The 26,826-nt window shown below is 31.4% G+C and carries 26 protein-coding genes; 17 read left to right on the top strand and 9 right to left on the bottom strand.

Annotated elements, in window-relative coordinates; all coding sequences use genetic code 11:
- Positions 1-59: 59 nt before the first annotated feature.
- From VK164_RS07145 to VK164_RS07115, 7 genes are all read right to left on the bottom strand, one after another.
- Positions 60-458 (bottom strand): DUF2721 domain-containing protein, encoded by a 399-nt coding sequence (locus VK164_RS07145; RefSeq protein WP_324208699.1) that lies wholly within the window; start codon positions 456-458, stop codon positions 60-62.
- Positions 455-811 (bottom strand): iron chaperone, encoded by a 357-nt coding sequence (locus VK164_RS07140; RefSeq protein WP_324208698.1) that lies wholly within the window; start codon positions 809-811, stop codon positions 455-457. The genes VK164_RS07145 and VK164_RS07140 overlap by 4 nt, the downstream gene beginning before the upstream one ends.
- 6 nt (positions 812-817) lie before the next feature.
- Positions 818-1,207, bottom strand: a complete 390-nt coding sequence (locus tag VK164_RS07135) for a VOC family protein (RefSeq protein ID WP_324208697.1) — start codon at positions 1,205-1,207, stop codon at positions 818-820.
- 2 nt (positions 1,208-1,209) lie between these two features.
- Complete coding sequence (locus VK164_RS07130) at positions 1,210-1,656, bottom strand: hypothetical protein (RefSeq protein ID WP_324208696.1); 447 nt, start codon at positions 1,654-1,656, stop codon at positions 1,210-1,212.
- 12 nt (positions 1,657-1,668) lie between these two features.
- The gene (locus VK164_RS07125; protein WP_324208695.1) at positions 1,669-2,187 is read right to left on the bottom strand and encodes a TlpA disulfide reductase family protein; all 519 of its coding nucleotides are present in this window, start codon (positions 2,185-2,187) and stop codon (positions 1,669-1,671) included.
- Between the two features lie 81 nt (positions 2,188-2,268).
- Positions 2,269-4,155 (bottom strand): molecular chaperone HtpG, encoded by a 1,887-nt coding sequence (htpG, locus tag VK164_RS07120; protein WP_324208694.1) that lies wholly within the window; start codon positions 4,153-4,155, stop codon positions 2,269-2,271.
- A gap of 150 nt (positions 4,156-4,305) precedes the next feature.
- Entirely contained in the window at positions 4,306-4,911 is a 606-nt protein-coding gene (locus VK164_RS07115; RefSeq protein WP_324208693.1) for a hypothetical protein, read from the bottom strand.
- Between the two features lie 127 nt (positions 4,912-5,038).
- Between VK164_RS07115 and VK164_RS07110 the strand changes: the two genes are divergently transcribed.
- Positions 5,039-5,965 carry an ABC transporter ATP-binding protein gene (locus tag VK164_RS07110; RefSeq protein WP_324208692.1) on the top strand — a complete coding sequence of 309 codons (927 nt, stop codon included), beginning with the start codon at positions 5,039-5,041 and terminating at the stop codon, positions 5,963-5,965.
- A gap of 23 nt (positions 5,966-5,988) precedes the next feature.
- On the opposite strand, the gene VK164_RS07105 is transcribed toward VK164_RS07110, so the two are convergent.
- Positions 5,989-6,606: a hypothetical protein gene (locus tag VK164_RS07105; protein WP_324208691.1), complete on the bottom strand. Its 618-nt coding sequence runs from the start codon at positions 6,604-6,606 to the stop codon at positions 5,989-5,991.
- Positions 6,607-6,716: 110 nt separating this feature from the next.
- On the opposite strand from VK164_RS07105, the gene VK164_RS07100 reads away from it, so the two are divergent.
- Positions 6,717-7,724 (top strand): beta-ketoacyl-ACP synthase III, encoded by a 1,008-nt coding sequence (locus VK164_RS07100; RefSeq protein WP_324208690.1) that lies wholly within the window; start codon positions 6,717-6,719, stop codon positions 7,722-7,724.
- 92 nt (positions 7,725-7,816) lie between these two features.
- On the opposite strand, the gene VK164_RS07095 is transcribed toward VK164_RS07100, so the two are convergent.
- Complete coding sequence (locus VK164_RS07095) at positions 7,817-10,231, bottom strand: TonB-dependent receptor domain-containing protein (RefSeq protein ID WP_324208689.1); 2,415 nt, start codon at positions 10,229-10,231, stop codon at positions 7,817-7,819.
- Between the two features lie 167 nt (positions 10,232-10,398).
- Here VK164_RS07095 and argS point away from each other — a divergent pair, with 167 nt between their 5' ends.
- The 15 genes from argS (at position 10,399) to VK164_RS07020 (ending at position 26,773) form a co-directional block, all read left to right on the top strand.
- Positions 10,399-12,177 (top strand): arginine--tRNA ligase, encoded by a 1,779-nt coding sequence (argS, locus tag VK164_RS07090; protein WP_324208688.1) that lies wholly within the window; start codon positions 10,399-10,401, stop codon positions 12,175-12,177.
- A 49-nt stretch (positions 12,178-12,226) separates the two neighbouring features.
- Positions 12,227-13,675, top strand: coding sequence for a hypothetical protein (locus VK164_RS07085; protein WP_324208687.1), 1,449 nt, complete (start codon positions 12,227-12,229; stop codon positions 13,673-13,675).
- On the top strand, positions 13,665-15,077 hold the full coding sequence (locus VK164_RS07080; RefSeq protein WP_324208686.1) for a GDSL-type esterase/lipase family protein: 1,413 nt from the start codon (positions 13,665-13,667) through the stop codon (positions 15,075-15,077). Before VK164_RS07085 ends, VK164_RS07080 begins: the two co-directional genes overlap by 11 nt.
- A gap of 2 nt (positions 15,078-15,079) precedes the next feature.
- Positions 15,080-16,771, top strand: coding sequence for an MBOAT family O-acyltransferase (locus tag VK164_RS07075; protein ID WP_324208685.1), 1,692 nt, complete (start codon positions 15,080-15,082; stop codon positions 16,769-16,771).
- A 65-nt stretch (positions 16,772-16,836) separates the two neighbouring features.
- Positions 16,837-17,025, top strand: a complete 189-nt coding sequence (locus VK164_RS07070) for a hypothetical protein (RefSeq protein ID WP_324208684.1) — start codon at positions 16,837-16,839, stop codon at positions 17,023-17,025.
- Between the two features lie 44 nt (positions 17,026-17,069).
- Positions 17,070-17,384, top strand: coding sequence for a hypothetical protein (locus VK164_RS07065; RefSeq protein WP_324208683.1), 315 nt, complete (start codon positions 17,070-17,072; stop codon positions 17,382-17,384).
- A 66-nt stretch (positions 17,385-17,450) separates the two neighbouring features.
- Complete coding sequence (locus tag VK164_RS07060; RefSeq protein WP_324208682.1) at positions 17,451-19,052, top strand: hypothetical protein; 1,602 nt, start codon at positions 17,451-17,453, stop codon at positions 19,050-19,052.
- A gap of 106 nt (positions 19,053-19,158) precedes the next feature.
- Positions 19,159-19,365 (top strand): hypothetical protein, encoded by a 207-nt coding sequence (locus VK164_RS07055; RefSeq protein WP_324208681.1) that lies wholly within the window; start codon positions 19,159-19,161, stop codon positions 19,363-19,365.
- 143 nt (positions 19,366-19,508) lie between these two features.
- Positions 19,509-20,816, top strand: coding sequence for a TolC family protein (locus VK164_RS07050; RefSeq protein ID WP_324208680.1), 1,308 nt, complete (start codon positions 19,509-19,511; stop codon positions 20,814-20,816).
- 4 nt (positions 20,817-20,820) lie between these two features.
- Positions 20,821-21,903, top strand: a complete 1,083-nt coding sequence (locus tag VK164_RS07045; RefSeq protein ID WP_324208679.1) for an efflux RND transporter periplasmic adaptor subunit — start codon at positions 20,821-20,823, stop codon at positions 21,901-21,903.
- A 78-nt stretch (positions 21,904-21,981) separates the two neighbouring features.
- Positions 21,982-25,179 carry an efflux RND transporter permease subunit gene (locus tag VK164_RS07040; protein ID WP_324208678.1) on the top strand — a complete coding sequence of 1,066 codons (3,198 nt, stop codon included), beginning with the start codon at positions 21,982-21,984 and terminating at the stop codon, positions 25,177-25,179.
- 50 nt (positions 25,180-25,229) lie between these two features.
- Positions 25,230-25,535 (top strand): hypothetical protein, encoded by a 306-nt coding sequence (locus VK164_RS07035; RefSeq protein WP_324208677.1) that lies wholly within the window; start codon positions 25,230-25,232, stop codon positions 25,533-25,535.
- A 9-nt stretch (positions 25,536-25,544) separates the two neighbouring features.
- On the top strand, positions 25,545-25,733 hold the full coding sequence (locus VK164_RS07030; RefSeq protein WP_324208676.1) for a DUF2892 domain-containing protein: 189 nt from the start codon (positions 25,545-25,547) through the stop codon (positions 25,731-25,733).
- A 193-nt stretch (positions 25,734-25,926) separates the two neighbouring features.
- Positions 25,927-26,334, top strand: a complete 408-nt coding sequence (locus VK164_RS07025; protein ID WP_324208675.1) for a hypothetical protein — start codon at positions 25,927-25,929, stop codon at positions 26,332-26,334.
- Positions 26,309-26,773, top strand: coding sequence for a hypothetical protein (locus VK164_RS07020; RefSeq protein WP_324208674.1), 465 nt, complete (start codon positions 26,309-26,311; stop codon positions 26,771-26,773). Before VK164_RS07025 ends, VK164_RS07020 begins: the two co-directional genes overlap by 26 nt.
- Positions 26,774-26,826 lie beyond the last annotated feature (53 nt).

Here is a 26,826-nt window from a genome sequence, read left to right as displayed (position 1 = left end):
TTTAGCGATTATTCTATTTAGACATTGTATAACTAAAAAGGTTTAATGAAAAGTAAAAATTATTCAACATCCTCAGATAAATCTTTTAAGTGTACACGAAGTGCGTTTACTGAAATACTGATTTCCCAAAATGAAATACCTAATGAGATAAGTAAACTAAGTAAGCTTGCTCCAAAAATATAAATGCCAATTGTAGGTTGGTTAACATATAATAAAAGCATTGCAAATACAGATAAAAATAAACACATTACACCAAATAATTGCATATATCTGATAAGTGTTAATCGTAAGTTTAGGTTTTTAATCTCTAATAAAATACTTTTGTTTTGATTGTCGTCATAATTTTTCTTTAGCCCACGAACAATTTGTGCAATGGTTAAAAATCGATTCGTATAGGCTAATAAAATAAGCGAAGTTGCAGAGAATAAAAGCGCAGGAGTTTCAAGTGATAAAGTCATTTTTTTATTTTATTTTCGTTAATTCTAAAAGCAACAATTTTTTTAATCAAATCAATAGGTAAATCTTCGTTTAATGGAAATTGAACAGTTCCTTTTGAGTTTTTATATGTTGAAATTTCTTTTTGAAATTTTTCAATCCCAGAAGCGCCTGGATAAAAACCTACATGATTTTTATAAGCTGCAAAATGTACAAGATTTCCGTTAAAGTAAAAAGTAGGTATTCCGTAGCTTATTTTTTCTGTGGCTTCAGGAGCAATTTCCTGAATAATCGTTCTTATTTTGGTTAAAATATTTTGAACATTTTCAGGAAAATTATTAATATACTCGTCAATACTATAAGTTTTTGTTTGCATAATAATTTAAATTTTAGTTGCAAAAGCAATCACATGTCCATCAAAATCCGCAACATAACCAACTGTATCGCCCCAATCTCTTAATGCTATTGGGCTAATTTCAATTGCTCCAGCTCTTTTTGCTTCTTCAAAAATAGTTTCAATATTTTCTACTCGAAGATACAATTCACATCTTGGAATTCCATTTCCCGATGTTGGATGCGGCAATGTTGGAGTAGTGATTGTTGCAATTCCATCATTGGGCATTAAACCTATTTTTACAAATTCATTTAAGGTGAATTCAGTCATTCCAGGTACATTTAAACTTGGATTTTGTTGCAGAATCGTTTTATAGAATTTTGTGCTTTTTTCTTGGTTTGAAACGTATAGGATGAATTCTATTTTTTGGATTTGCATCTTTATTTTAAGATTTCAAATTCTTCTTGTTTATTATTACATTTAAAGATTACTTTATGACATTCTCTATCAAAAAGAAAATCTAAATTTTTGTTTGTGATTTCAAAACTAACCGATGTTAAATAACGTTCGGTAACATTTGAATGAGTACTAACAATTTCTTTTGTGTCTGAATTTAATACAGCAACTTCTTTTCTATCTTTAATAAAAATCAATTCAGCACCATTAAAACTTTTGTAAGGTTTAAAACCTACAACATAAATATCAAGAAATTCATACTCTTCGATTTCAGCTATTTCTGTCCAAATCCCACCGCCATTTGACGTCAAAGCAATTTTGTCTCCAGTAATTTTCGTAATGATATTTTCTGTAAAAGTATCAACATGATTTTTTTCTGATGTGTCAACTCCTCCTAAAGCAACAACAACTTTTTTTAATATATTCATCATTTCAAATCTGCTTTATTTTTTTGTTAACTCTTCAATTCTCTTTTTTAATTCTTCAAAATCATCTTGTTTGAAACCAATTGAAGTATAAATAATAGTTCCTGTTTCATCAATTAGATAATTCCTTGGGATGAATTGTGTTGCAAAAAGTTTATAAATAGCTCTTGCTTCATCTGGATAAATAGGAAAAGTGAATTTTTTCTTTGCGATAAAAGCATTGGTCTCTTCTAATTTATGTTCTCTACCAAAACTCATTAAAATGAAATTATCGTTTTTATGAACATTCCAGATCTCAGTTTCTAAATGAGGCATTTCTTGAATACACGGACCACACCAAGTAGCAAAAAAGTTAATTAAAATTATTTTTCCCTTGTGTTCTGATATGTTTTTAGATTCTCCTTTTTCATTTATATAACTAAATATAGGTAGTTTATCACCAACCTTTAAAATGTTTGTCTTTTCATAATCTACATTGTTTTGTGCTGATACAAGGTTGAAAAGGAAAAGAATTGATAATAATGCTAGTTTCTTCATGAAATGATTTTTTCTCAAATTTAAAAAAAAATCCTGACTGATTTCATAAACCAGTCAGGATTAATAATAAAGTTCTATTTCTTACTTCAAAGTCTCAAAACTTCTCTTTACAAAAGCTGTCAACTCTTCACCTTTTAGCAATCCTTGCGAAATTTTTGCTAAATCTAATGCTTGTTTTACTAGCAATTCTTGTGCAGATTTATCTTCGGTTTTTAGAATAGCAGTAGCTAAATTTGAGTTTGAATTTACAACCAAATTATACATGTCTGGGAAATTACCCATACCAAACATGCCACCACCGCCAGTTGCGCTCATTTCTTTCATTCTTCGCATAAATTCGGGTTGTGTAATCATAAATGGTGCGGCGTTGCTATCCATTGGTTCTAATTGAACTGTATAATTTGCTTTTGGTACAATTGCTTCTAAAACTGTTTTTAAATTTGATTGTTCTTCATCGGATAATTTCGAAATTTGAACATCATCTTTTTGAATTAACTTATCAATATGATCGGCATCTACACGAACAAAAGTTAAATTCTCGTTGTCAGCTTCTAATTTTTGAATCAAATGCGATACAATTGGCGAATCTAAAAGTAAAACTTGATATCCTTTTTCTTTTGCAATGTCAATGTAACTGTGTTGTGCCTCTTTATTTGAAGCATATAAAACGACTAATTTTCCGTTTTTGTCGGTTTGATTTGACGCAATAGCTTCTTTTAATTCTGTTAAAGTGTAGTATTTGTCTTCTGTAGTTGGATACAATACAAAATCACCTGCTTTTTCATAAAATTTTGGTTCTGAAAGCATTCCGTATTCCAACACAATTTTGATGTCGTTCCATTTTTGTTCAAAATCTTCACGATTTTCGTTGAATAACGATTTTAATTTATCGGCAACCTTGCGCGTAATATAATTTGAAATTTTCTTCACGTTTCCGTCGGCCTGTAAGTAGGAACGTGAAACGTTTAATGGAATATCTGGCGAATCAATTACACCTTTTAACATTCCCAAGAATTCAGGTACAATTCCTTCTACATTATCGGTAACATACACCTGATTTTGATATAATTGAATTCTATCTTTTTGCAATTGTAAATCAGATGACATTTTTGGGAAATATAAAATTCCAGTCAAATTAAAAGGATAATCTACATTCAAATGAATATTGAATAAAGGTTCTTCAAATTGCATTGGATACAATTCGTGATAGAATTTCTTGTAATCCTCATCTGTTAAATCCACTGGTTGTTTTGTCCAAGCTGGATTTGGATTGTTGATAATGTTGTCTACGTCAATGTATTCTGTTTTGTAATCTTCTGGAGCATCTTCTGGTTTTGGAAGAGCTTCTTGTTTGGTTCCAAATTTAATCGGAATAGGCATGAATTTGTTGTATTTTGTCAACAATTCACGAATTTTATAATCTTCTAAAAATTCTAATGAATCTTCTGCGATGTGTAAAATTATTTCTGAACCTCTATCGGTTTTGTCGTGTGGAACCAATGAAAATTCTGGACTTCCATCACATGTCCAATGTGCAGCTGGTTCATCTTTGTATGATTTTGTGATGATTTCCACTTTTGAAGCCACCATAAAAGCTGAGTAGAATCCTAATCCAAAATGACCAATTACACCTGAATCTTTGGCAGAATCTTTATATTTTTCTAAAAACTCTTCTGCACCAGAAAAAGCAATTTGGTTGATGTATTTTTCTACTTCATCAGCTGTCATACCTAAGCCTTGGTCAACAATGTGTAGTTTTTTACCTTCTTTGTCGATTTTAACCTCAATAATTGGGTTGCCAAATTCAACTTTTGCTTCGCCAATACTGGTTAAGTGTTTTAATTTTAAAGTAGCGTCGGTTGCATTAGAAACTAATTCACGAAGAAAAATTTCGTGGTCGCTATACAAGAATTTTTTAATTAGTGGAAAGATGTTTTCTACAGAAACGTTAATTTTTCCTGATGCCATATTTTAAAATTTTAGTTAAACAATTTGATGTTTCAGATACTTCAAAACAAGTACCAAACTATATTTGGTGACAAATTGACATAAAAAAATCCTAATTCAAAAAGGAGAATTAGGATAGGTTAAGTATTAAGTAGGGGTTGGTTTCTTAATTTAGTAACTACCAAATTTGTATGTTAAACCGGCGGTTACATTGTACATAATTCCTGTAATTGAATTAGCTTGACCTACATAGGTTAAAGTTCCATCAAAATAGTAATGTTGAGAAATATTAAAAATCATTGAAGCATCTAATTCTAAATATAAGTTTTCAGCGACTTTATATTGTGGACTAATTCCCATAATTACATTTGCAATGTGGTCAGTTTTATCTAAAGTTGGAATATCAGATTTCAAAATTGATAATCCACCACCAGCATGTGCAAGTACTCTAAAATTTCCATAAGAAGCTCTTGAGTCAATTAAATTTGAAACATTCATTACACCTTGTAAAGAAATTCTTGTATTTTTTGAACCAGATTCAATTCCAGTGTCTTCGTTTTCAATCGAGAAAGTATCAGAAGCAAAATCAATTTTAGCACCAAAAGTTTCATCAAAATCATAAGAAACTCCACCACCAAAATGTGTAAATCCGTTATAGCTAGGCTCAAAAGAACCATTTAATCCATAATTTGCTTCGATACTAAATTGTGCGTGTGAGGTATTTGTGAAAAATATTGCAACAAGGGTTATTGCAAAAAATAGGGATTTTTTTTTCATTGTTAAATTTCGTTAAAATTGGGGAGTGCAATATAGAATTATTTTCACTATTTAAAAAAAATATTTTCTTTAAATTTAATTCGTAAATGTTTTATGATTTTCTTTGCTCAAAGAAACGCACAATTATATGCTAAAAGTACAATCCATCCGATTTTCATATCTCAATACTGTGGTGATTAATAGTTTAACTTTTTCTTTATCCAAAGGAAAAAACATGGCTATTATAGGCGAGAGCGGTTGTGGTAAAAGCACATTGTTAAAATTAATCTATGGTTTACATGATGTTGACGAAGGAGAAATATTTTGGGATGATATTGCTATTTTAGGACCAAAATTCCATTTGATTCCTGGAATGCCTTTTATGAAATATTTAGCTCAAGATTTTGATTTGATGCCATTTATTACCGTTGCAGAAAATGTTGGTAAGTATTTGTCCAATTTTTTTCCAGAAGAGAAACAAGCTAGAATTGCAGAATTGTTGGAAATTGTAGAAATGACCGAATATGCAAACGTGAAAGCAAAATTATTGAGTGGAGGACAAATGCAACGTGTAGCACTAGCAAGAGTCTTAGCCTTGGAACCCGAAGTATTATTGCTTGATGAGCCCTTTAGTCATATTGATAATTTTAGAAAAAATAGTCTTCGTAGAAGATTGTTTGGTTATCTAAAACAAAATAATATTACCTGTATTGTTGCCACACATGACAGTACAGATGTTTTGGCTTTTGCAGATGAGGTATTAATTATAAAAGAAGGAAATATCATTGAAAATGGAAATCCAAAAGAAATTTATAATCACCCCAAAAATAAATATATAGCTTCACTTTTTGGGGATGTTAATGCAATAGTTATTAATGGGAAAAATCATTTAGTTTATCCCCATCAATTAAAAGTTTGTGAGAAATCAGAATTGAAAGTAAATGTGACGCATTACTATTTTAGAGGAAATCATTATTTAATTGAAGCTAAATATGAAAACCAATCTGTGTTTTTTGAAAATGCGACGGATATAGAAATCGGTAGAGAATTGTGCTTAGAAATTATCAAAAACTAAATATTGTTTATTTCATTAGCGACCTACTTGAGTTTGTTGAAATTTTCATTACGCAAAATAATTTTGTTTCTTTTTATTTTGATAGTGTCGTTTTCAAAATATTTTTTTTCATAGTTTTTATTGAATATTTTAATTTTTATAAAGTTGCTTTTTGATTTTTTTACAGAATAAACATTTTTTTCTGAAGACAAGTTTATTGATGAAAATTCAATTTTGTCAGATACATTAAATGAGTAATTGTTAACAATTATTTTTCCCTCTTCATTTGTTGCAATATGTATATTTCCATTTATAATAAAATTCACACCATAAATACCTTCATCGTTTTCGTCAATTACGTATATTATTGATTTATCATCACTTTCTTTTAAGGATTCTTCTGCTACGAAATAATCATTCTTATATTCTGGATAGCTGTTTATTATTATTGCATCATTTCTTAAATACCAATTACCTTTACTCTTACTAATTAATAGAGGTATCTCACTGTAGAATTCGAAAGTATGATTGCTATAAATTTTTAGAAATTCACTACCGGCAATTGTTTTGTTAATAAACAAACCTTCAACTTCTTGATTTTCTGTTGATTTACAGTTAATTAACACTGATGTTAGTAGTAGTAAAGTAATAATCTTTTTCATTATCGAATCTTTATCAACAAATGTAATTCAAATTATCAAAAACTAAATAAATCGTTCCTAAATTATTAATTTCGTATTTTTGCTATACTAAAAACAAATACCATTAGAATATGTACCATTCAAAAATAGCGGGATTAGGTTATTATGTTCCTGAAAATATTGTAACAAATGATGATTTATCAAAAATTATAGAAACCAATGATGAATGGATTCAAGAGCGAACTGGAATTCAAGAACGTCGTCATGTGATTAGAGGAGAAGATACTACTACAACGATGGGTGTAAAGGCAGCTAAAATTGCTATTGAGCGTTCTGGAGTTGCCAAAGAAGATATTGATTTTGTAATTTTTGCTACATTAAGTCCTGATTATTATTTTCCTGGCCCAGGTGTTTTAGTACAACGTGATTTGGGTTTAAGAACAGTCGGAGCTTTAGATGTTCGAAATCAATGTTCGGGTTTTGTTTATGCAATTTCAATTGCCGACCAATACATCAAAACTGGAATGTATAAAAACGTTTTAGTAATTGGTTCTGAATTGCATTCCACAGGTTTAGATATGACAACTCGTGGTAGAGGTGTATCAGTAATTTTTGGTGATGGAGCAGGTGCTGCAGTACTTTCAAGAGAAGAAGATTTGTCTAAAGGAATTTTATCAACTCATTTGCATTCTGAAGGGCAACATGCCGAAGAATTGTCTCTTGTAGCTCCAGGAATGGGAAAACGTTGGGTAACCGATATTATCGCTGATAATGATCCAAATGATGAAAGTTATTATCCATACATGAACGGACAATTTGTATTTAAAAATGCTGTAGTTCGCTTTAGTGAAGTAATTAATGAAGGATTGCAAGCTAATGATTTGCAGGTCTCAGATATTAACATGTTGGTACCACATCAGGCGAATTTGAGAATTTCACAATTTATTCAACAGAAATTTCGTTTAACGGATGACCAAGTTTTCAATAATATTCAAAAATATGGAAACACAACTGCAGCTTCTATTCCAATTGCTTTAACCGAAGCATGGGAACAAGGAAAGATTAAATCAGGGGATTTAGTAGTCTTGGCTGCTTTTGGTTCTGGCTTTACTTGGGGAAGTGTGATGATTAGATGGTAATAGGCTCTATGCTAAGAATGAATAAAAAAAGCGCTCTGAGAAATTTCAGAGCGCTTTTTGTTTTGTATTTTCAATCTTGTATTCGCATTTAACTAAAACATTCCGCCACCACCTTGTGTTTCGTTAGCGTCTCTTTGTTTTCTAGCTAGGGCACGGTTTTTTCCACCACCAAAAATATAGTTGATTCCTACATAAAATGTTTGACTCTCCCAATAAAAAGCTCCTTGTTGGCGGTATGGAATTTGACCGTCAAAAGCAAAACGCATATTTTCAAATACGTCATTATAACGTGCAGTAATTGTTCCTTTGCCTTTTAAGATATTATAAGTGGCACCAAAATCCATTTTATACATTGCTTTTCGGTCATATTGTAACCCTTTGTCTTTACCTCTGTACATTCCAAATAATTGAAAACGTAAATCTTTCGTAGCTGTAAAACTGTTATTAATTCTTGCATTGAATGTTGTTACATCTACTTCAGCATTTTCTAAAGCATTCGTATTTGCATTTTGAATCGTTCCTTTTGCCGTTTTGAAGTAAATATCTGCACTTGCATTAGCTGACCACCATTTTGTGAACTTTAAATTAGCAGAAGATTCAATTCCATATGCATTGTTGTTGTCAAAATTAGCATACGATAAAATGTTTCGATTCACGTTATTTGGGTCGTTATAAACTGTTCTTGAAATTTCATCAGATATACTTCTGTAAAATATTCCACTTGTAATTGAACCAATTTTTGTTGTTCTTGTGTAATTTGCTTCAAACGAATTTGTAAATTGTGGTTCTAATGCTGGATTTCCTCTAGATTCCATTAATGGAGTTGTCCATTCTCTAATTGGACTTATTTGACCAATGCTTGGTCGGTCAACTCTTCTGGAATAATTGAAATTAAAGGAGTTTTTATCGTTTGCAGTGTAAGTAAAAAAAGCTGAAGGATACGCTGTAAATAAATCATCTGAAATATTTTGAGTATCACTAAAAGCAGGGTTTGTTTCTTCAATGGCAAAATTAGCATCTAAGTCAAAATATTCTAAACGAACACCAAGTTGTCCGCTCCATTTTCCAATTTGCTTTCCTAAATTAGCATATGCGGAATAAATATTTCGTCCAAAATCAAATGAATTATTTGCGCTTGTAAAACTTGGATTGATATCGTTAAATTGATTCCCAGAATTTTGAATTCTAGTTTCAACTCCTAATTCTAATTTTAATGTTTCTGATATCGGATTCACATAATCAGCATTCATCTGAAAATAATCGGTAGTTCCTTTGACTAAATTGGTTCTTTCAAAACTTTCTGTTGGATTTGAAATGGTCTCGTTGTACACCGTGTTTTCATCATTCACTGTATGCGAATAATTTAATTGAAGTTCAAAATTTTCATCTTTCTTTTCAAAATCATGTTTAAAAACCATGTCGTAGGTTTGGTTTTTGTTGGTGCTGTAGCTTCCAAAAAGTTGATTAGTATTTCTGTTTGCAATTGCATCATCATAAATTACGGTAGTAAATCCATTTCCATCGCCATATGTAAAACTTTGATTGGTATAAGCTGATAAAGTATTTTTATCATTGATGTAATAATCCATTCCAAACTTTACTAAATGCGAATTGTTTTTATTGTTAAATTGAAAATCTTGTCTGTTTTCTTGGTTTGTTCTTTCGCTTTCTACAAATCCGTGATTGGCATTTTTACCATGATTAAATCCATAATTGGTGTAAAAGTTTACTTTTCCAACACGATAGTTTAAGTTCAAAGCTGAATTGGTTTTTGGTGTTATCCCAAAAGTTGCACCCGTATTGATAGAACCATTAAAACCATCTTGTGAATTTTTGTGTAAAATAATATTGATAATTCCGCTCATTCCTTCAGGGTTGTATTTAGCGGAAGGATTTGTAATCAATTCAATTTGTTTGATAGAAGCTGAAGGAATTTGTTGTAATAATTGCTCAATAGAAACATTAGATGGTTTTCCATCAACCAAAACTCTCACATTACTATTTCCTCTCATGCTAATTTCTTTCGTTTGTGGATCGATACTAACTGTAGGAATGTTATTCATGATTTCAGAAGCGGTTGTTCCAGAAGCAATTAAATCTTTTCCAACATTGATTACTTTTCTATCAATTTTTTGTACCATACTTGATCTTTCAGCAACAATTTGAACCTCTTTTAATTCTGTTACATCTTCTTCAATGGTAATTGTTCCTAAATTAAAATTTGCATCAGTTGTTAAGTCGACAGTTTTACTGCTTGTGACATAACCTATAAATTGAAATTCAACTGTATATTTCTGAACAGCTAATTGATTGATAGAAAAACTTCCGTCGTCTTTTGTTACACCGCCTGTGATAATTTTATCATTGTCTTTAATGACAATGTTTACATATGGCAAAGGTTGTTTAGTATTTTTGTCGATAATCTTTCCTTTAATTGTTCCCGAATTTTGAGCAAATCCGTAGAAAAGACTACATAAAAAACACGTAATAATTAATTTTAGTTTCATTTGTTTGTTTTTAAAATATTATTGATGATTGTAGCTAATAGACTTCAACATTTGTTAATTGTTACAATTTTTTTGAAATTATTTTTTTGATGTAAAAAAACTAACAGTGAATTACCATTCACAAACTACTATTTATTACCTTTGCGCGTTCTAAAAATTAGGTAAAAATGACATTACATCACACATTAACATCACACATCCAAAAAGCAGTTCAGGAATTATTCGGTATAGCTATCGAAAAAATTGAATTTCAGGCTACTAGGAAAGATTTTGAAGGTGATATAACTATGGTAGTTTTTCCTTTGGTAAAAGCATTAAAAGGTAATCCAGTTGAAATCGGAAATCAGATTGGGAATTACTTAGTGGCAAACGTAAATGAAGTGGCTAAGTTTAATGTTGTAGGCGGATTTTTGAATATTGTGATTTCAGATGCTTTTTATGTGGAATTTTTCAATACGATTAAAAGCAACGAAACCTTTGGTTTTGTAACTCCAAAAGAAGTTGAAAAAGCGGTAATGGTTGAATATTCTTCGCCAAATACTAATAAACCTTTGCATTTAGGACACATTCGTAACAATCTGTTAGGTTATTCCGTTGCCGAAATCATAAAAGCTTCCGGAAAAAAAGTATATAAAACCCAAATTATTAACGATAGAGGAATTCATATCTGTAAATCGATGTTGGCATGGCAGAAATTCGGAAAAGGACAAACGCCAGAATCAACTGGATTGAAAGGAGATAAATTGGTTGGAAATTTCTACGTTGAGTTTGATAAACAATACAAAAAAGAAATTTCTGAATTAATCGCTCAAGGTAAAACCGAAGACGAAGCAAAAAAACTTGCACCATCTATTTTAGAAGCACAACAAATGCTTTTAGATTGGGAAAATGGAAAGCCAGAGGTTATCGAACTTTGGAAAACCATGAACCAATGGGTGTATGATGGTTTTTCCCAAACCTATAAAAATCTTGGCGTTGATTTTGATAGCTATTATTATGAATCCAATACGTATTTACTTGGAAAAGAAGTAGTGCAATTTGGTTTAGAAAAAGGCATTTTTGAGAAAGATCCTGATGGTTCGGTTTGGATTGATTTAACAGCGGATGGCTTAGATAGAAAAATCGTGCTTCGTTCTGATGGAACTGCTGTTTACATGACGCAAGATATTGGAACCGCAATCCAACGTGTGAAAGATTTTCCAGATGTTGGTGGAATGGTTTACACTGTAGGGAATGAACAAGATTACCACTTCAAAGTGTTATTCTTAATCTTGAAAAAGTTAGGATTTGATTGGGCTGATAGCTTATATCATTTATCATACGGAATGGTAGAATTACCTTCAGGAAAAATGAAATCTCGTGAAGGAACAGTTGTAGATGCTGATGATTTAATGGCAGAAATGACTACCACAGCTCAAAAAATTTCTGAAGATTTAGGAAAACTTGATGGTTATTCGGAAGCTGAAAAAGCGGTTTTATTCAAAACAATTGGTTTAGGTGCGTTGAAATATTATATGTTAAAGGTTGATCCTAAAAAGCAAATGATGTTCAATCCAGAAGAATCAGTTGATTTTGCAGGAAATACAGGGCCATTTATTCAGTACACATATGCTCGTATTCAATCTATTTTGAGAAAAGCAGATTTTGATACTTCAATTTCGATTTCGGGATTAGAATTACACGAAAAAGAGAAAGAATTAATCAAACAAGTACAATTATTTCCTGAAGTAATTCAAAATGCGGCAGAGAATCATAGTCCAGCTTTAATTGCGAATTATACGTATGATTTGGTAAAAGAATTCAATTCGTTTTATCAACAAGTTTCGATTTTAGGAGAAGAAAATCACGATAAAAAAGTGTTTAGAGTACAATTGTCAAAATTAGTTGGAACTACGATAAAAAACGCATTTCAGTTATTAGGTATTGAAGTTCCAGAAAGAATGTAATTGAAGCTAAGAGTAAAAGTAGTTAAGTTTTAAAATATAAAATAAGTAAGTGAACACATCAAAATATTTCATTCAAGCTTTAATTGTAGTGGTTTTTTCAACCCTATCATTTTTAGTATTTAAAACATTTCTACCTAAGAAAATTTTTCCTGAAAGCACAGCCAATTCTAAAAATATTGTTGTAGATAGCTTGCTTTTAGAAGCACTAGCAGAAGATGGTGCTGTTAAAGAAAAAGATACGTTGTCAAATAAAACAATTGATTTTAAGGTTGTTAACGGAATAAAATTTCCAGATGAAACTTTTGATGAATACAAAGGGAATCAATATTTGGTTACTTTTTTCGAAAAATTATTTCAATTAGAAACTAAAAAGCAAGGAAATGTTCGTATAGCTTATTTTGGTGATTCAATGACAGATGGAGATTTAATTGTTAAAGATTTTAGAACTTATTTACAAGAACGTTTTGGAGGTCAAGGTGTTGGTTTTGTTAATATTACATCAGAATCAGCTGGTTCGAGAAGTTCCCTTACACATGAGTTTTCAGGTAATTGGAAAACACAATCCTATTTGAAAGTTAAAAGACCATCACGTGCATTTGGTGTAAATGGACATGTGTTTTTTGCTAACGATACTTCAAATGTGGCTTGGGTAAAATACAAAGCAACCAAAACAAAATTTGCTACAGAATTACCAAAACCAACATTGTTCTATGGGAGTTCATCAAATAAAAATGGAAAGGTTTTTTATTCAGTGGGTTCAGATACTATTTTCAAAAAATTATCTCCAAACAATACTTTAAATACATTGACATTGTCAGAAGGGAATTTAAAAAATATAAAAGTTAATTTTTCAAAAGCTGATTCAATTCCTTTTTATGGTTTTAATTTTGATGATGGAAAAGGTGTTCATGTAGATAATTTTTCAAACAGAGGAAATTCAGGACTTCCATTAGGAACATTTGATACAGCTACAATGAAAGCGTTTCATGCAAAATTAGATTATGATCTAATAGTATTGCAATATGGGGCAAACGTATTAAATTATGGGACATTAGATTATACTTGGTATGAAAAACGAATGACTAAAGTTGTAAACCATTTGAAAGAATGTTTTCCAGGGGTTTCTATATTAATCATATCAACTGCGGATAAATCAACAAAGTATGATTTGGAGATGAAAACGGATTCAGCTGTTGTTCCATTGAATACAGCACAAAAGAGATATGCTATTAAATCAGAAGCGAGTTTTGTAAATATTTATACATTAATGGGTGGTGATGGTTCTATGGTAAAATGGGTAGATGAAGTTCCTGCAAAAGCAAATAAAGATTATACACATTTTAATCATAGAGGAGCTAAAGAAGTAGCAAATATGATTTTTAACCAAATTAATCAAGGGTACGAAACTTATAAAAAATTAAGAAAAAAACGCAAACCAACCACTCCTGTAAAAAGAGATACGGTTGCTGTAAAAAAGGATTCAATACATGAAGAATAAGATAATATTGTTTTTACTTGGATTGACTTCCTTTGGTTTTGCTCAAGAAGTGGATACAACTTTTGTTGTGATTGATTCTACTATTGTTGATACCGTTGAGGTCACTTTTGATAAAAATGACATTCAAAATACAAGCGCAATTACTGCTTTTTATGAAAGATTGTACCAACTAGAACAATCAAAAGAAGGTAAAATAAATATTGTTCATATTGGAGATTCACACATTCAAGCCGATTTATTTACTGCAAGAATGAGAAATCATATGCAAAATGCTTTTGGAAATGCAGGTTTTGGATTTACATTTCCATATAGTGTTGCAAAAACAAATAATAGCGCACCCATTCGATTTACTGCTTCGGGAAGTTTTCAGAGTATACGAAATTTATATGCGGATTCATCAAAACCTGTTGGTTTAAGCGGAATAGCTTTGGAAACTAAATCCGAAAATTTTGCCATACAATTACAAGTAAAAGATGTAAGGTACAATTTTACCAATTTAAAAGTAATCACACCTCAAAATGCTAATTTATTTGATGTCTCTGTTTCTAATAAGAATATTGTAATCGAAACTAAAGTGCCTAAAAAAATAACTCATAAGGTGAAACCTGGTGAAGTTTTGGGAGGAATTGCAGACAAATATAATGTGTCATTGAAAGCTCTTAAAAAAGCAAATGGGTTAAAAAGTGATATGATTAGAGATGGAAAGATATTGACAATTCCTTCAAAGCAAACACAACCAAGATTTGTAACTAAAACAGAGTTTGTGCCAATTGATTTGCAGTCTTCAATTTTTTCAAATGATTATATTTCTGAAAAGTCATTGGATAAAATTGCAATAGTTCCGAATCAAAATACAAATGATTTTGCTTTAAATGGATTAATTTTAGGAAACAATTCGGCCGGAATTACTTACAGTGGAATTGGCGTTAATGGGGCAAAATGTTCAGATTATAATAAGTTTCCATTATTTTTTGAGCAACTTCCTGCTTTACAACCTGATTTAATTATTATATCGTTAGGTACAAATGAAAGTTTTGATAAACAATCTGCAGAACAATATTTTAAACAGTTGAATCAGATGATTGCTTCAATTAAAGAAAAAACGCCCCTAGCGACCATTTTGGTAACAACACCGCCACCTTCGGTTTTACATAGAAAATACACCAACACTTTTATTGCTGATTATGCAGTAAAAATCAAAGAAAATGCCCATTCAAATGGCTATGCTGTTTGGGATTTATTTGAAGTTTTTGGTGGGAATAAAAATATTTTTAAAAATGCAGCAAAAGGTTTAATGTCTCGAGATAAAGTACATTATTCCAAAATTGGTTATGAAAAACAAGCCGATTTATTCTTTGAAGCATTTTTACAATCATATGAATTATATAAATCTGCAAAATAGTTGTGATAGCACTTTTTTCAATACAAAATTGGTTTACAGAAACCTTTGGTACAATAACGTTAGAAACTGTTAGAAATTGGTTTGTTTATAATCCAAAAGAGCCTTTGTTGTTTAATACAGGTTTGTTTTTGGGCTTGTTTATTGTTTTTTATGCTATTTATATTTCGTTGCAAAATACGTTTTATAAACGATTGGTTTATGTAATAGCTTTTTCATTGTTTTTCTATTATAAATCGAGTGGTATATACTTTTTATTATTGGTTGCTTCTTCAGTGGTTGATTACAATTTAGGAAATTTAGTGCATCGTACAACGAGTGTTTTTTATAAAAAATTGTGCTTAGCATTTAGCGTTATTTTAAACCTTGGTTTTCTGGGTTATTTTAAATACACTAATTTTGTAATTGACACCTATAATTCGGTTTCTGGAGCTCATTTTGCATTTCAAAAAATTATACTTCCTGTCGGAATTTCATTCTATACGTTCCAATCTATTAGTTATATTATAGAAGTATATCGAAAAGAAATCGAACCAACAAAACATTATGTTGATTATTTATTTTTCGTTTCATTTTTTCCACAGTTAGTTGCTGGGCCAATTGTAAGAGCGAAAGATTTTTTACCGCAAATTTATCAGAAATTAAACATCACTAAAGAAGAAGTAAATAGAGCTTTGCTCCTGATAATTGGTGGTTTGCTTAAAAAAACGGTAATTTCAGATTATATTTCAATCAATTTTGTAGATCGTGTTTTTGATGCACCTTCAAGTTATACTGCTTTTGAAAATTTAATGGCATCTTATGGTTATGCCATTCAAATTTATTGTGATTTCTCGGGTTATTCTGATATGGCTATCGGGGTGGCTTTGTTGCTAGGGTTCAAATTACCAACCAACTTTAGAACACCTTATCAATCGGCTTCGATTACTGAATTTTGGAGAAGATGGCATATTTCTTTATCAACTTGGTTAAAAGATTTCTTATATATTTCGGTAGGAGGAAACAGAAAAGGAACATTTGCAGGATTTTTATTTCCAGCTTTGTTCTTTTTCATATTGATTTTATGGAGCATTTCATTCATTGGAACTAGCCACGTACCTTTGTTTATATCAGTAGGTGGAGCTGTCGCTTTTGTAATGACCTTCTTGCTTTCAAAAGACAGAGAGAGAAATATGTTTACCAATGTAAATTTACTGACAACAATGTTACTTGGTGGTTTATGGCATGGTGCGAGTTTGCGTTTTATCATTTGGGGTGCCTTACATGGAATTGCTTTAGCGGTTCATAAAATTGTTTTGGAATATTTTCCTGTAAAAGCTGAAGAAAAGAAAAATATATTTAGTCATTTGTGGACTGTTTTAGCTATTATTTTGACATTTCATTTTGTAACTTTTTGTTGGATTTTCTTCCGAGCAAAAGATTTTGTGACAGCTATAGAAGTAATTCAAAACATTGGAAAAGTAACCTTTGATATGAACCAATGGATGGTTATTATTTCTGGATATAAAAATGTATTTTTATTAATGACCATTGGATTTATATGGCATTTTCTTCCTGAAAAAATCGTTAATTTGATGCAGAATAGTTTTAAAGCATTACCGTTAATTGGAAAGGCTATTGTTTTAGGATTTGTGTTCTGGGTGGTTTATGCTACAGCTTCAGCAGGTCCACAGCCTTTTATTTACTTTCAATTTTAAGTAACATTTGATACACAAAATCATTTTTTGTTGATTTATATTTGACCATAAAATCAAAAGTAATTATGAAGCATATTTTGTTTACAAATTGGCATTTAATGCGTATTGTACGATTAGTATTTGCCATATTTTTATTTGTTCAAGCTTATGTTACTTTTGAATGGTTTTTTATTGTTTTTGGTCTGTTTTTTTTGATTCAAGCTATTTTTAATACGGGATGTGGTCCAAATGGTTGCCAAATTCCTAAAAAATGACACGATAGTTTTTATTGCTAAAAATAATTTGTAAGATTGTGAAAATGAAATTTCTAACTTATTTACTCTTTTTCTATCTAATGACATTAAATACATTGCCATCGGTTAGAGCTATAAAAATGTTAGTAAGTTCAGAATGTGGAACTTCTTGCCATAGTTCAGAATCTTCAGGTTGTGAGAAAAGTAAAATTATAATGGGTTTAAATTTCAGTCCCATACAGTTTGTTGCTGAAATTTCATTAAAAGAAATTAATAGTACTCCAGAGTTCTATTCAGAAAAACAAAAATCTAATTACGAAAAGATTTTCATACCAAAATACCAACATTCTATCTGGCATCCGCCAAAATTTTTCGTTTGAAAAAATTTAAAAGTTTATTAATTGCTTATACTTTTTAAGTATAGGTCTAACTTATAGTTTATCAAAATGAAAAAATATTTAATAGCAATATTATTGGCTTCTATACAGTCATTAATAGCACAAACTACGTTTGATTATAATGTAGTTTTAACTCCTGTTTCGGTTTCTGGATTGCCTGGTTTGCATTCTTATGCTTTTGGACAGCATAATGGTAAATGGTTAATTATTGGAGGAAGAAAAGATGGTGTTCATGCTCGTCAGCCTTTTAATTCATTTCCAGGAGCACAAAATAACACAGATATTTATGTTGTTGATATTGCCACACAACAATCTTGGTCTGCGTCAGTAAATTCACTTCCTGTAGGAATTAAAGAACAATTGCAATCTACTAATATGAATTTTTACCAGGAGGGTGATACGTTATATATTATTGGTGGATATGCTTATGCAACATCAGCGGCTGATCATAAAACATTTAATAATTTGACTTCAGTTGATGTGCCAAATTTGATGAACGCCATCATTGCTGGAACACCAATAACTTCTTATTTCAAACAAATATCGAACGATGTTTTTGCAATAACGGGTGGACAATTAGCTAAAATTGGAACTACTTTTTATTTAGTAGGAGGCCATCGTTTTGACGGAAGATATAATCCAATGAATAACCCAACGTTTACACAAACCTATTCAAATCAAATTAGAAAATTTACAATTGATAATTCGGGAAGTAATTTAAGTTTTACTAATTATGAAATAATAACAGATGCGGTTCATTTGCACCGTAGAGACTATAATTTAGTGCCACAAGTTTTTCCTGATGGAGAATTAGGGTATACGATTTCGTCAGGTGTATTTCAAATAGCGGTTGATTTACCTTTTTTGTATCCAGTAGATATAAAAGCAAGTGGCTATTATCCACAAACAAGTTTTAACCAATATTTAAGTAATTATCACACTGGGAAAGCGGGTTTATATGATGCTACTTTAAATCAAATGCACAACTTGTTTTTTGGTGGAATGAGTCAGTATTATTATCAGGCAGGTAATTTAGTTCAAGATAATACAGTTCCGTTTGTAAAAACAATTAGTAGAACTTCAAGAGATGCTTCAGGTAATTTGTATGAATATAATTTGCCAGTTGAAATGCCAAATCTTAAAGGAGCCGGAGCCGAGTTTATTCCGAATAAAACCTTACCACATTATGCAAATGAAGTAATCCAATTATCTAATATTACTTCTAATGAATTTGTGATTGGGCATTTATATGGTGGCATTCAAAGTTCTTCATTGTCTGCATTTACAGATAATCAAACGGGGTTGACTTCTGCTGATCCTACTGTTTACGAAGTAAAATTGGTGAAAACCCCAGTTTTAAATATCCAACAAGTTGATGGGAAAAATCCTTTTTCCGTTATTGTTTCACCAAATCCAACGACAATTGACACTGTGCGTGTTGAATTTAATATGCCATACGATACAACTGTTAGTTATTTTATTTCAACATTAGAAGGGAAAGTAGTTGAAGAAGGAGATATCGAAGATCTCCATGCTGGTAAAACGAGTATGGATTTTAGTGTTGCATCGGCTAAAACAGATTTTGTAATTATTACTTTTGTATTTGATGATAAGTTTTATGTCTCGGAAAAAGTAATTAGAAAGCAATAACTGTTAAATTAATAAAAAATTAAGAGTACTATTTCTAAAATTATATATATTTGTCATAGTATAAGTAGAACACAAAAAATAAATAACAATTTTAAAAATAATAAAGATGAAAAAATTAGTTTCAATTATGGCTGTAGCAGCTTTTATGTTATCAATGAATGTTAATGCTCAAGAGCCAAAACAAAAAGCAAAAAAAGAAACTGCTAAGACTGAAAAATCTTGTTCAACTGCAGAAAAAAAATCTTGTGGTTCTGAAGGTAAATCAGGTGGATGTTGTTCATCTAAAAAAGCTGCTGAGAAAAAAGCTGAGTAGTTTTATTCAAATAAATTTAAAGTGCCTCGATTTTTTCGGGGCATTTTTTTTGTAACATATATTGCAAGTCTATGTAACTCTTGTTACCGACTACGGTTTTTTGGCATCGTACTTTTGTTCAGTAATAAAATGAAAACAAAACGATGAAGAAAATCAATCTATTAATAGCAATTGCTTTGGGAACTGCCAATTTGTATGCGCAAGATACCTTATCGATTTCAAAAAATGATTTGTTGCAAAAAGTCACTGAAAATAACCTACAAATTAAAGTGGCTGAAAAATCATATCAATCGGCTAAAGCAGATTATCGTCAATCAAATGCGCTTTTTTTACCCAATATTAATGTTTCGCATACCGGAATTTCAACAACGAATCCGTTAATGGCTTTTGGTTCGAAGTTAAATCAAGAAATTTTAACCGCTTCCGATTTTAATCCTGCGTTGTTGAATGATCCAGATGTAACTCAAAACTTCGCAACTAAAATCGAAGTACAACAACCTCTTTTTAATTTAGATGGTTTATATACAAGACAAGCCGCTAAAGCAAAAATGGACGCTTTTCAATTACAAACTGAACGAACTAAGGAATATTTAGAATTGGAAGTTTCAAAAGCATATATGCAATTGCAATTGGCTTACAAAGCAGTGAAAGTCTTAGAAAAAGCCAATACAACCGCACATGGCAATTTAAAAATGGTAGAAAACTACTTCAAAAACGGAATGTTGCAAAAAACCGATTTGTTAAACGTGCAAGTTCGTGTGAATGAAATTACAAATCAATTACAATATGCCAAATCAAATGTGCAAAACGCATCCGATTATTTAGCATTTTTATTGAACGAAGATATGGCTGGAAAAACCTACAAACCAGCAGAAGCTTTAGACAATTCAATTGCAATCGAAAGTATGAATATAACAATTTCTGATTCCAGAAAAGATATTCAAGCGATGCAAAAATCGTCTGAAGCGTACAAAAAAATGTTTCAATCATCCAAATTTGGATTCTTACCTCGATTGAATGCTTTTGGAAGTTATGAATTATATGATCAAAATATTTTCGGAACTTCAGCTAAAGGGTATTTAGTAGGTGCGCAATTATCATGGAATATTTTTGATGGATTTAAAACCATTGGAAAAACGCAAAAAGCAAAAGCTGATTTTGAAAAAGCCGAAATTGAAACTGAACAATACAAAAAGCAAAGCCAGTTAGAATTGAGTAAAACCAATCGTCAATTGCTAGATGCAGAAAACAAAGTGAATTTGTCCAAATTAGCTTTTGAACAATCGCAAGAAGCTTTTAGAATTCGTCAAAATAGATTCACACAAGGATTAGAAAAAACAACTGATTTATTAATGGCTGAAACGCAAATGGCACAAAAAGAATTAGAGCATTTGCAAGCCGTTTTCGAATATAACTTTACCAAACAATACTTACAATTTTTAACAAAATAACAACATGAAAAAGATACTAACAATACTAACCATTTCATCACTAATCTTAACCTCTTGTGGAAGTGATAAAAAAGAAAATGTAGCTGATTTACCTGCAATTCCTGTAAAAGTGGCTGGAAATTCTGGAAACTCTAATAGTCCATACATAACAGCAAGTGGAAAAATAGAATCGGAAAACAGTGCGAATTTAAGCACCAGAATGATGGGTTATGTAACAAAAGTGAATGTGAAAGTGGGACAAAATGTTTCGGCTGGACAACTTTTGGTAAGCATTAATAACACCGATTTACAAGCCAAAAAAGCACAAGTAGACGCATCCATCACACAAGCCACTGCAGGGTATAACAATGCTAAGAAAGATTATGATCGTTTTGTGAATTTGTTTGCGCAACAATCAGCTTCGCAAAAAGAATTGGATGATATGACAGCGCGCTACGAAATGGCAAAAGCAGGTTTAGAAGCAGCCAAACAAATGCGTAATGAAGTGATGGCGCAGTTTTCTTATTCGAATATTACAGCTCCATTTTCAGGAACTGTAACTAATACTTTCGTAAAAGAAGGCGATATGGCCAATCCAGGAATGCCTTTAGTAAGTATTGAAGGTGCTTCAAGATTACAAGTAACGGCAATGGTTTCAGAAAGTGATATTTCGAATGTAAAAAACGGAATGCCAGTTAAAATCAACGTGAAATCTTTAAATAAAGAAGTTGCTGGAAAAGTTTCTGAAGTGAGTTTATCTGCAAAAAATACGGGTGGACAATATTTGGTGAAAGTAACTTTAGACAAAATGGATAAAGAAATTTTATCTGGGATGTTTGTCAACGTTCAATTTCCAACGGCTAAAAAAGTAGCAACAGCTGTAAAATCAACAGTAGTTATGGTTCCAGAAACCGCTTTAGTAAAACAAGGTCAATTGACAGGAATTTATACTATAGGAAGTGGCAATGTAGCTATTCTAAGATGGTTACGAATCGGAAAAACATTCGGGAATCAAGTAGAAGTTTTATCGGGATTATCAGCAGACGAACAATACATCATTTCAGCTGAAGGAAAATTATTCAACGGAGCTAAAGTTCAAATTAATTAATGAGTCAATTTGAAAATTTGAAGATGATTTTATCAATTTTCAAATTATCTAATTTTCAAATCATCAAATTATAAAATCATGCAAGAAGGTATATCAGGTAAAATAGCCAATTTTTTCATCAACTCAAAACTAACCATTTTATTGATGGTAGCGTTGATGATAATTGGTACATACAGTTCATTCTTAATTCCAAGAGAAGAAGAACCGCAAATTAACGTTCCTATGGCCGACGTAATGGTGGGTTATCCAGGAGCAAGTCCAAGCGAAGTAGAAAGCAGAGTGATTAAACCGCTTGAAAAAGTAATTTCAAACATCAAAGGAGTAGAGCACATTCATAGTATGGCCATGAACGGTCAGGCCATGATGGTCGTGCAATTTTATGTGGGTGAAAACAGCGAAGATTCGTATGTAAAATTATACGACGAATTGATGAAACACCAAAATATGTTTCCACAAGGTGTTTATCAACCCATGGTGAAAACGCGTTCTATTGACGATGTTCCGATGTTAGGATTAACCCTTTGGAGCGAAAAATACGATGATTTTCAATTGCGTCAAATAGCAGAAGAAGTTACTTCGGAAGTTGAAAAAGTAAAAGACGTTGCGATTACGAAAGAAATTGGTGGAAGAACGCGCGAGCTAAAAGTAGTTTTGGATAAAGACAAAATGGGCGAAAATGGTGTAGATGCATTGAGCATTATGCAAATGATTCAAGCCAATAACGGAAGTTCACAATCAGGAAGTTTTGTACAAAATGACACAGAATATTTAGTTACAACAGGTAAATTTTTAGCCACTTCAGAAGATGTAGAAAACTTGGTGGTTGGCGTAAATAACAATATGCCAGTTTATCTAAAACAAGTCGCATCCATTCAAGACGGACCACAAACACCAAAGAATTATGTTTCTTTTGGATACGGAAAAGCGAATGAAAATTTCGCAAAACACAATTCGGAATATCCAGCTGTAACCATTTCGATTGCAAAAGTTAAAGGTGCTGATGCAATGAAAATTTCAGAGAAAATTCTGGAACGAGTAGAAGCTTTAAAGAAAAATGTAATTCCGTCTGATGTACACGTTGAAGTTTCTAGAAACTATGGAGAAACAGCATCGCACAAAGTAGGAGAGTTGTTATTACATTTAGGTGTTGCCATTATTGCAGTAACTGTTTTAGTAATGTTAGCCATGGGCTGGAGAGGAGGATTAGTTGTGTTTTTCTCCGTTCCATTGACTTTTGCTTTGACTTTATTTAGTTATTATTTATTAGGATATACTTTAAATCGAATCACGCTTTTTGCCTTAGTTTTTGTGGTAGGAATTGTTGTGGACGACAGTATTATTATTGCCGAAAACATGCACCGCCATTTTAAAATGAAGCGACTGCCGTTCAAACAAGCGGCTATTTATGCGATTAACGAAGTAGGAAACCCAACCATTTTAGCGACTTTTACTGTAATTGCAGCTATTTTGCCAATGGCTTTCGTGTCAGGAATGATGGGACCTTACATGAGTCCGATGCCAATTGGTGCTTCGATTGCGATGATATTATCGTTGTTTGTGGCTTTAACCGTTACACCTTATTTGGGATACCATTTATTACATGAAAAAGACGAACAAGAACACAAAGAAGAACAAGGGTTAGAAACCTCATGGATTTATAGAATTTATAAAAAAATTGAAGAACCACTTTTAGACAATTCTAAAAAGCGTAATCTAATGTTTTTGGTTACAGGTGTTTTGTTAATCGGTTCGGTTTTAATGTTTTTTACGAAATCAGTTGCGGTTAAAATGTTGCCTTTTGATAATAAAAACGAATTCCAAGTTGTAATCGATATGCCAGAAGGAACTACGTTAGAACGAACAGCAGCAGTTACAAAAGAAATTGCGCAATATCTTTCAACGGTTCCTGAAGTGGTGGATTATCAAAATTATGTAGGTGCATCTGCTCCAATAACATTTAACGGTTTGGTGCGTCATTATGATATGCGTGGTGGAAGCAATATGGCTGATATTCAGGTGAATTTGCTACACAAAGAAGATAGAGATTTACAAAGTCATGATATCGCAAAAGTGGTTCGTCCAGAAGTACAAAAAATTGCAAAAAAATATGGTGCGAATGTAAAAATCGTTGAAGTACCACCTGGACCACCGGTATTATCTACTTTAGTTGCTGAGGTGTATGGACCAAATTATGAAGACCAAATCAAAGTTGCGAACCAAGTGAAAACCATTTTGGAAACTACTTCTGACGTAGTAGATACTGATTGGATGGTAGAAGCACCTCAAGTAGAATACAAATTAGAAGTTGACAGAGAAAAAGCCATGTTAAATGGAATCGCCCCACAGCAAGTAGTTGGTAACTTAACGTATTTGTTAAGAGAAATGCCAGTTTCTAATTTATACGATGAACGTTCGAATAATCCTGTTGGCATCACACTATCATTGGAAGACAAAGACAAAACTTCGATTCAAGATATTCAAAACTTGAAAATAAAAGGCAGTCGTGGCAATGTGGTTCCTGTGAGCGATTTGGTAAAAGTTACTACAGATACACTTCAAAATACGATTTACAGAAAAGATCAAAAACGCGTGGTGTATGTTTTAGCTGATATGGCGGGAGCATTAGAAAGTCCAGTGTATGCGATTTTAGGAATGAATGAGAAGTTAGAAAAAATGCAATTACCAAAAGGTTATAAAGTAAACGAATTGTATATGGACACTCCATCTGATGAAAGTGATTTTACTGTAAAATGGGATGGTGAATGGCAAATAACCTTAGAAGTATTTCGTGATTTAGGCGCAGCTTTTTTGGTCGTAATTATTGTGATTTACATGTTGATTGTAGGTTGGTTTCAAAACTTCAAAACCCCATTAGTAATGATGGTTGCGATTCCACTTTCGTTAGTTGGAATTGTATTAGGTCACTGGTTTTTAGGTGCTTTCTTTACAGCAACTTCGTTCATTGGAATGATTGCTTTAGCCGGAGTTATGGTTCGGAATTCGGTCTTACTGATTGACTTTATCGAAATTCGTTTGAACGATGGTATTCCAATGAAGCAAGCTATTATTGAAGCTGGAGCAGTAAGAACAACACCAATTTTATTAACTACTGGAGCAGTTGTAATAGGAGCATCCATCATCTTGTTTGATCCAATTTTCCAAGGATTAGCGATTTCGTTAGTGGCTGGTGCAATTGTTTCAACTTTATTAACATTGATTGTAGTTCCATTGATTTACTACATTACGGAACGTAAAAAATGGGAGAAAAATAAATAAAAATCAACCTGAGATGTTTTGAAAAACTATTGGGTTTAAATCATAAAATCATGAAATTAATATTAATCACTGCTATAGCTGAATTTGAAAAAGACGTCAAAAAGATGCTGAAAGAAGCTAAAGTAAAGTCTTATTCATACAGAGATGTTAAAGGTTTTAGAGACGCTTCAGAAGAAGGTGTAGAGACCAATTGGTTTGGAACAGAAATGAATGAAATTGATTCTATAGTATTTTATGCTTTTGTAGAAAAGCAAAATGTGGATTTGTTATGTGGCATTGTTGGTGAATTTAATGGAAAACAAAATTCAGCTTCAAAAGTACATGCCGCAGTTTTTTCAGTAGAACGATTTAATTAAAATTACAATATGATAAATAGAATTATTAGAGCAATAGCAGGAACTTTCATTATTTTAAGTGTGTTGCTAGGAATGTATGTCAACGAAAATTGGTATTGGTTTACCATTTTTGTAGGTGCCAATTTATTACAATCATCCATTACCAAATGGTGTTTGATGGAAGATATTTTAAGAAAAGTATTTAAAATTCAAGATTAAGATAGAAAGTCAGGTGAAAGCCTGACTTTTCTTTAGAATGTATATCTTAAAAAAGCCCCCGTTAGCGCGAGCATCTTGCTCGTGCCTACAATTAAAATCAACACAGTACGTTAAATATTTTATTTAATTTTATATTTTTGAAAATTGACTTTAACAAAATAAGTACGAGCAAGATGCTCGCACTAGCGGGGGATTGACTTTAGAGAATGCCACACCATCAGAAAGAGGTTCTGTTTTTGTGGAAAGGGATGGGACTGTTTGGGAAGGTGATGCAGAATTCCCAAAATCTAAAGATGATATGGATTTATATGTTTATTTTTCAGATGTTAAAGGGAATCGAACTACAGTAGAACTAGGAGAAACAATTGCACATGAGTTAGCATTACATGGTTATAAATATGGAAAACATATTGAGGCTATCATGAATGGAACAAAAAATAACCAAATTCCAACTGCATCAATGGATCATAAAGTATTGAAAAATTCTGACATTGAAAATATTGCCTATAAGACATATAAAGGAGTGATGGATCAATTGATTAAAATTAACCCAAATTATAAAAAAGAAATGGATGATGACAAGAATAGAAAGCACAAATAAATCGCTATTAATCTTTGTATTATTATTTCTATATAGTTGTAATAATAATTTTCTTAAATGTGAAAAAGGCAATTTAATAGAAGTTGAATATAAACAAAATCATATATTGATTTATGAATTTGATAAATCAAATAAGAAAGTGTTAAAGGATTTAGTAAAGGTTGAAGATGAATTTTTTGACAATGAATTACCTAGAAAATTCAATAAAAATATTAAAACTAAACCTTTTTTATCAAAAAAAAAGACTAAATATCTTATTGTTGATAAATTTTCATTGCTTAATGATAGTATTATAATTAAAGATAAAGTTAATGGATTTTTTTGTACTGAACAAAAGTCTAATATAAGACCTGTTTGCTATAAATTCTTTTACAGTGAAAATTATGAAATAAAAAAAATTGAAATACGAATCGGTAAAGATTTTGATATATATAAATAAATACCCTGCTAGCGCGAGCATCTTGCTCGTGCCCACAATTAAAATCAACACAG

It is taken from the genome of Flavobacterium sp. (assembly GCF_035299005.1).
Lineage (GTDB): Bacteria > Bacteroidota > Bacteroidia > Flavobacteriales > Flavobacteriaceae > Flavobacterium.
This window is presented reverse-complemented; position numbering and strand designations above follow the sequence as displayed.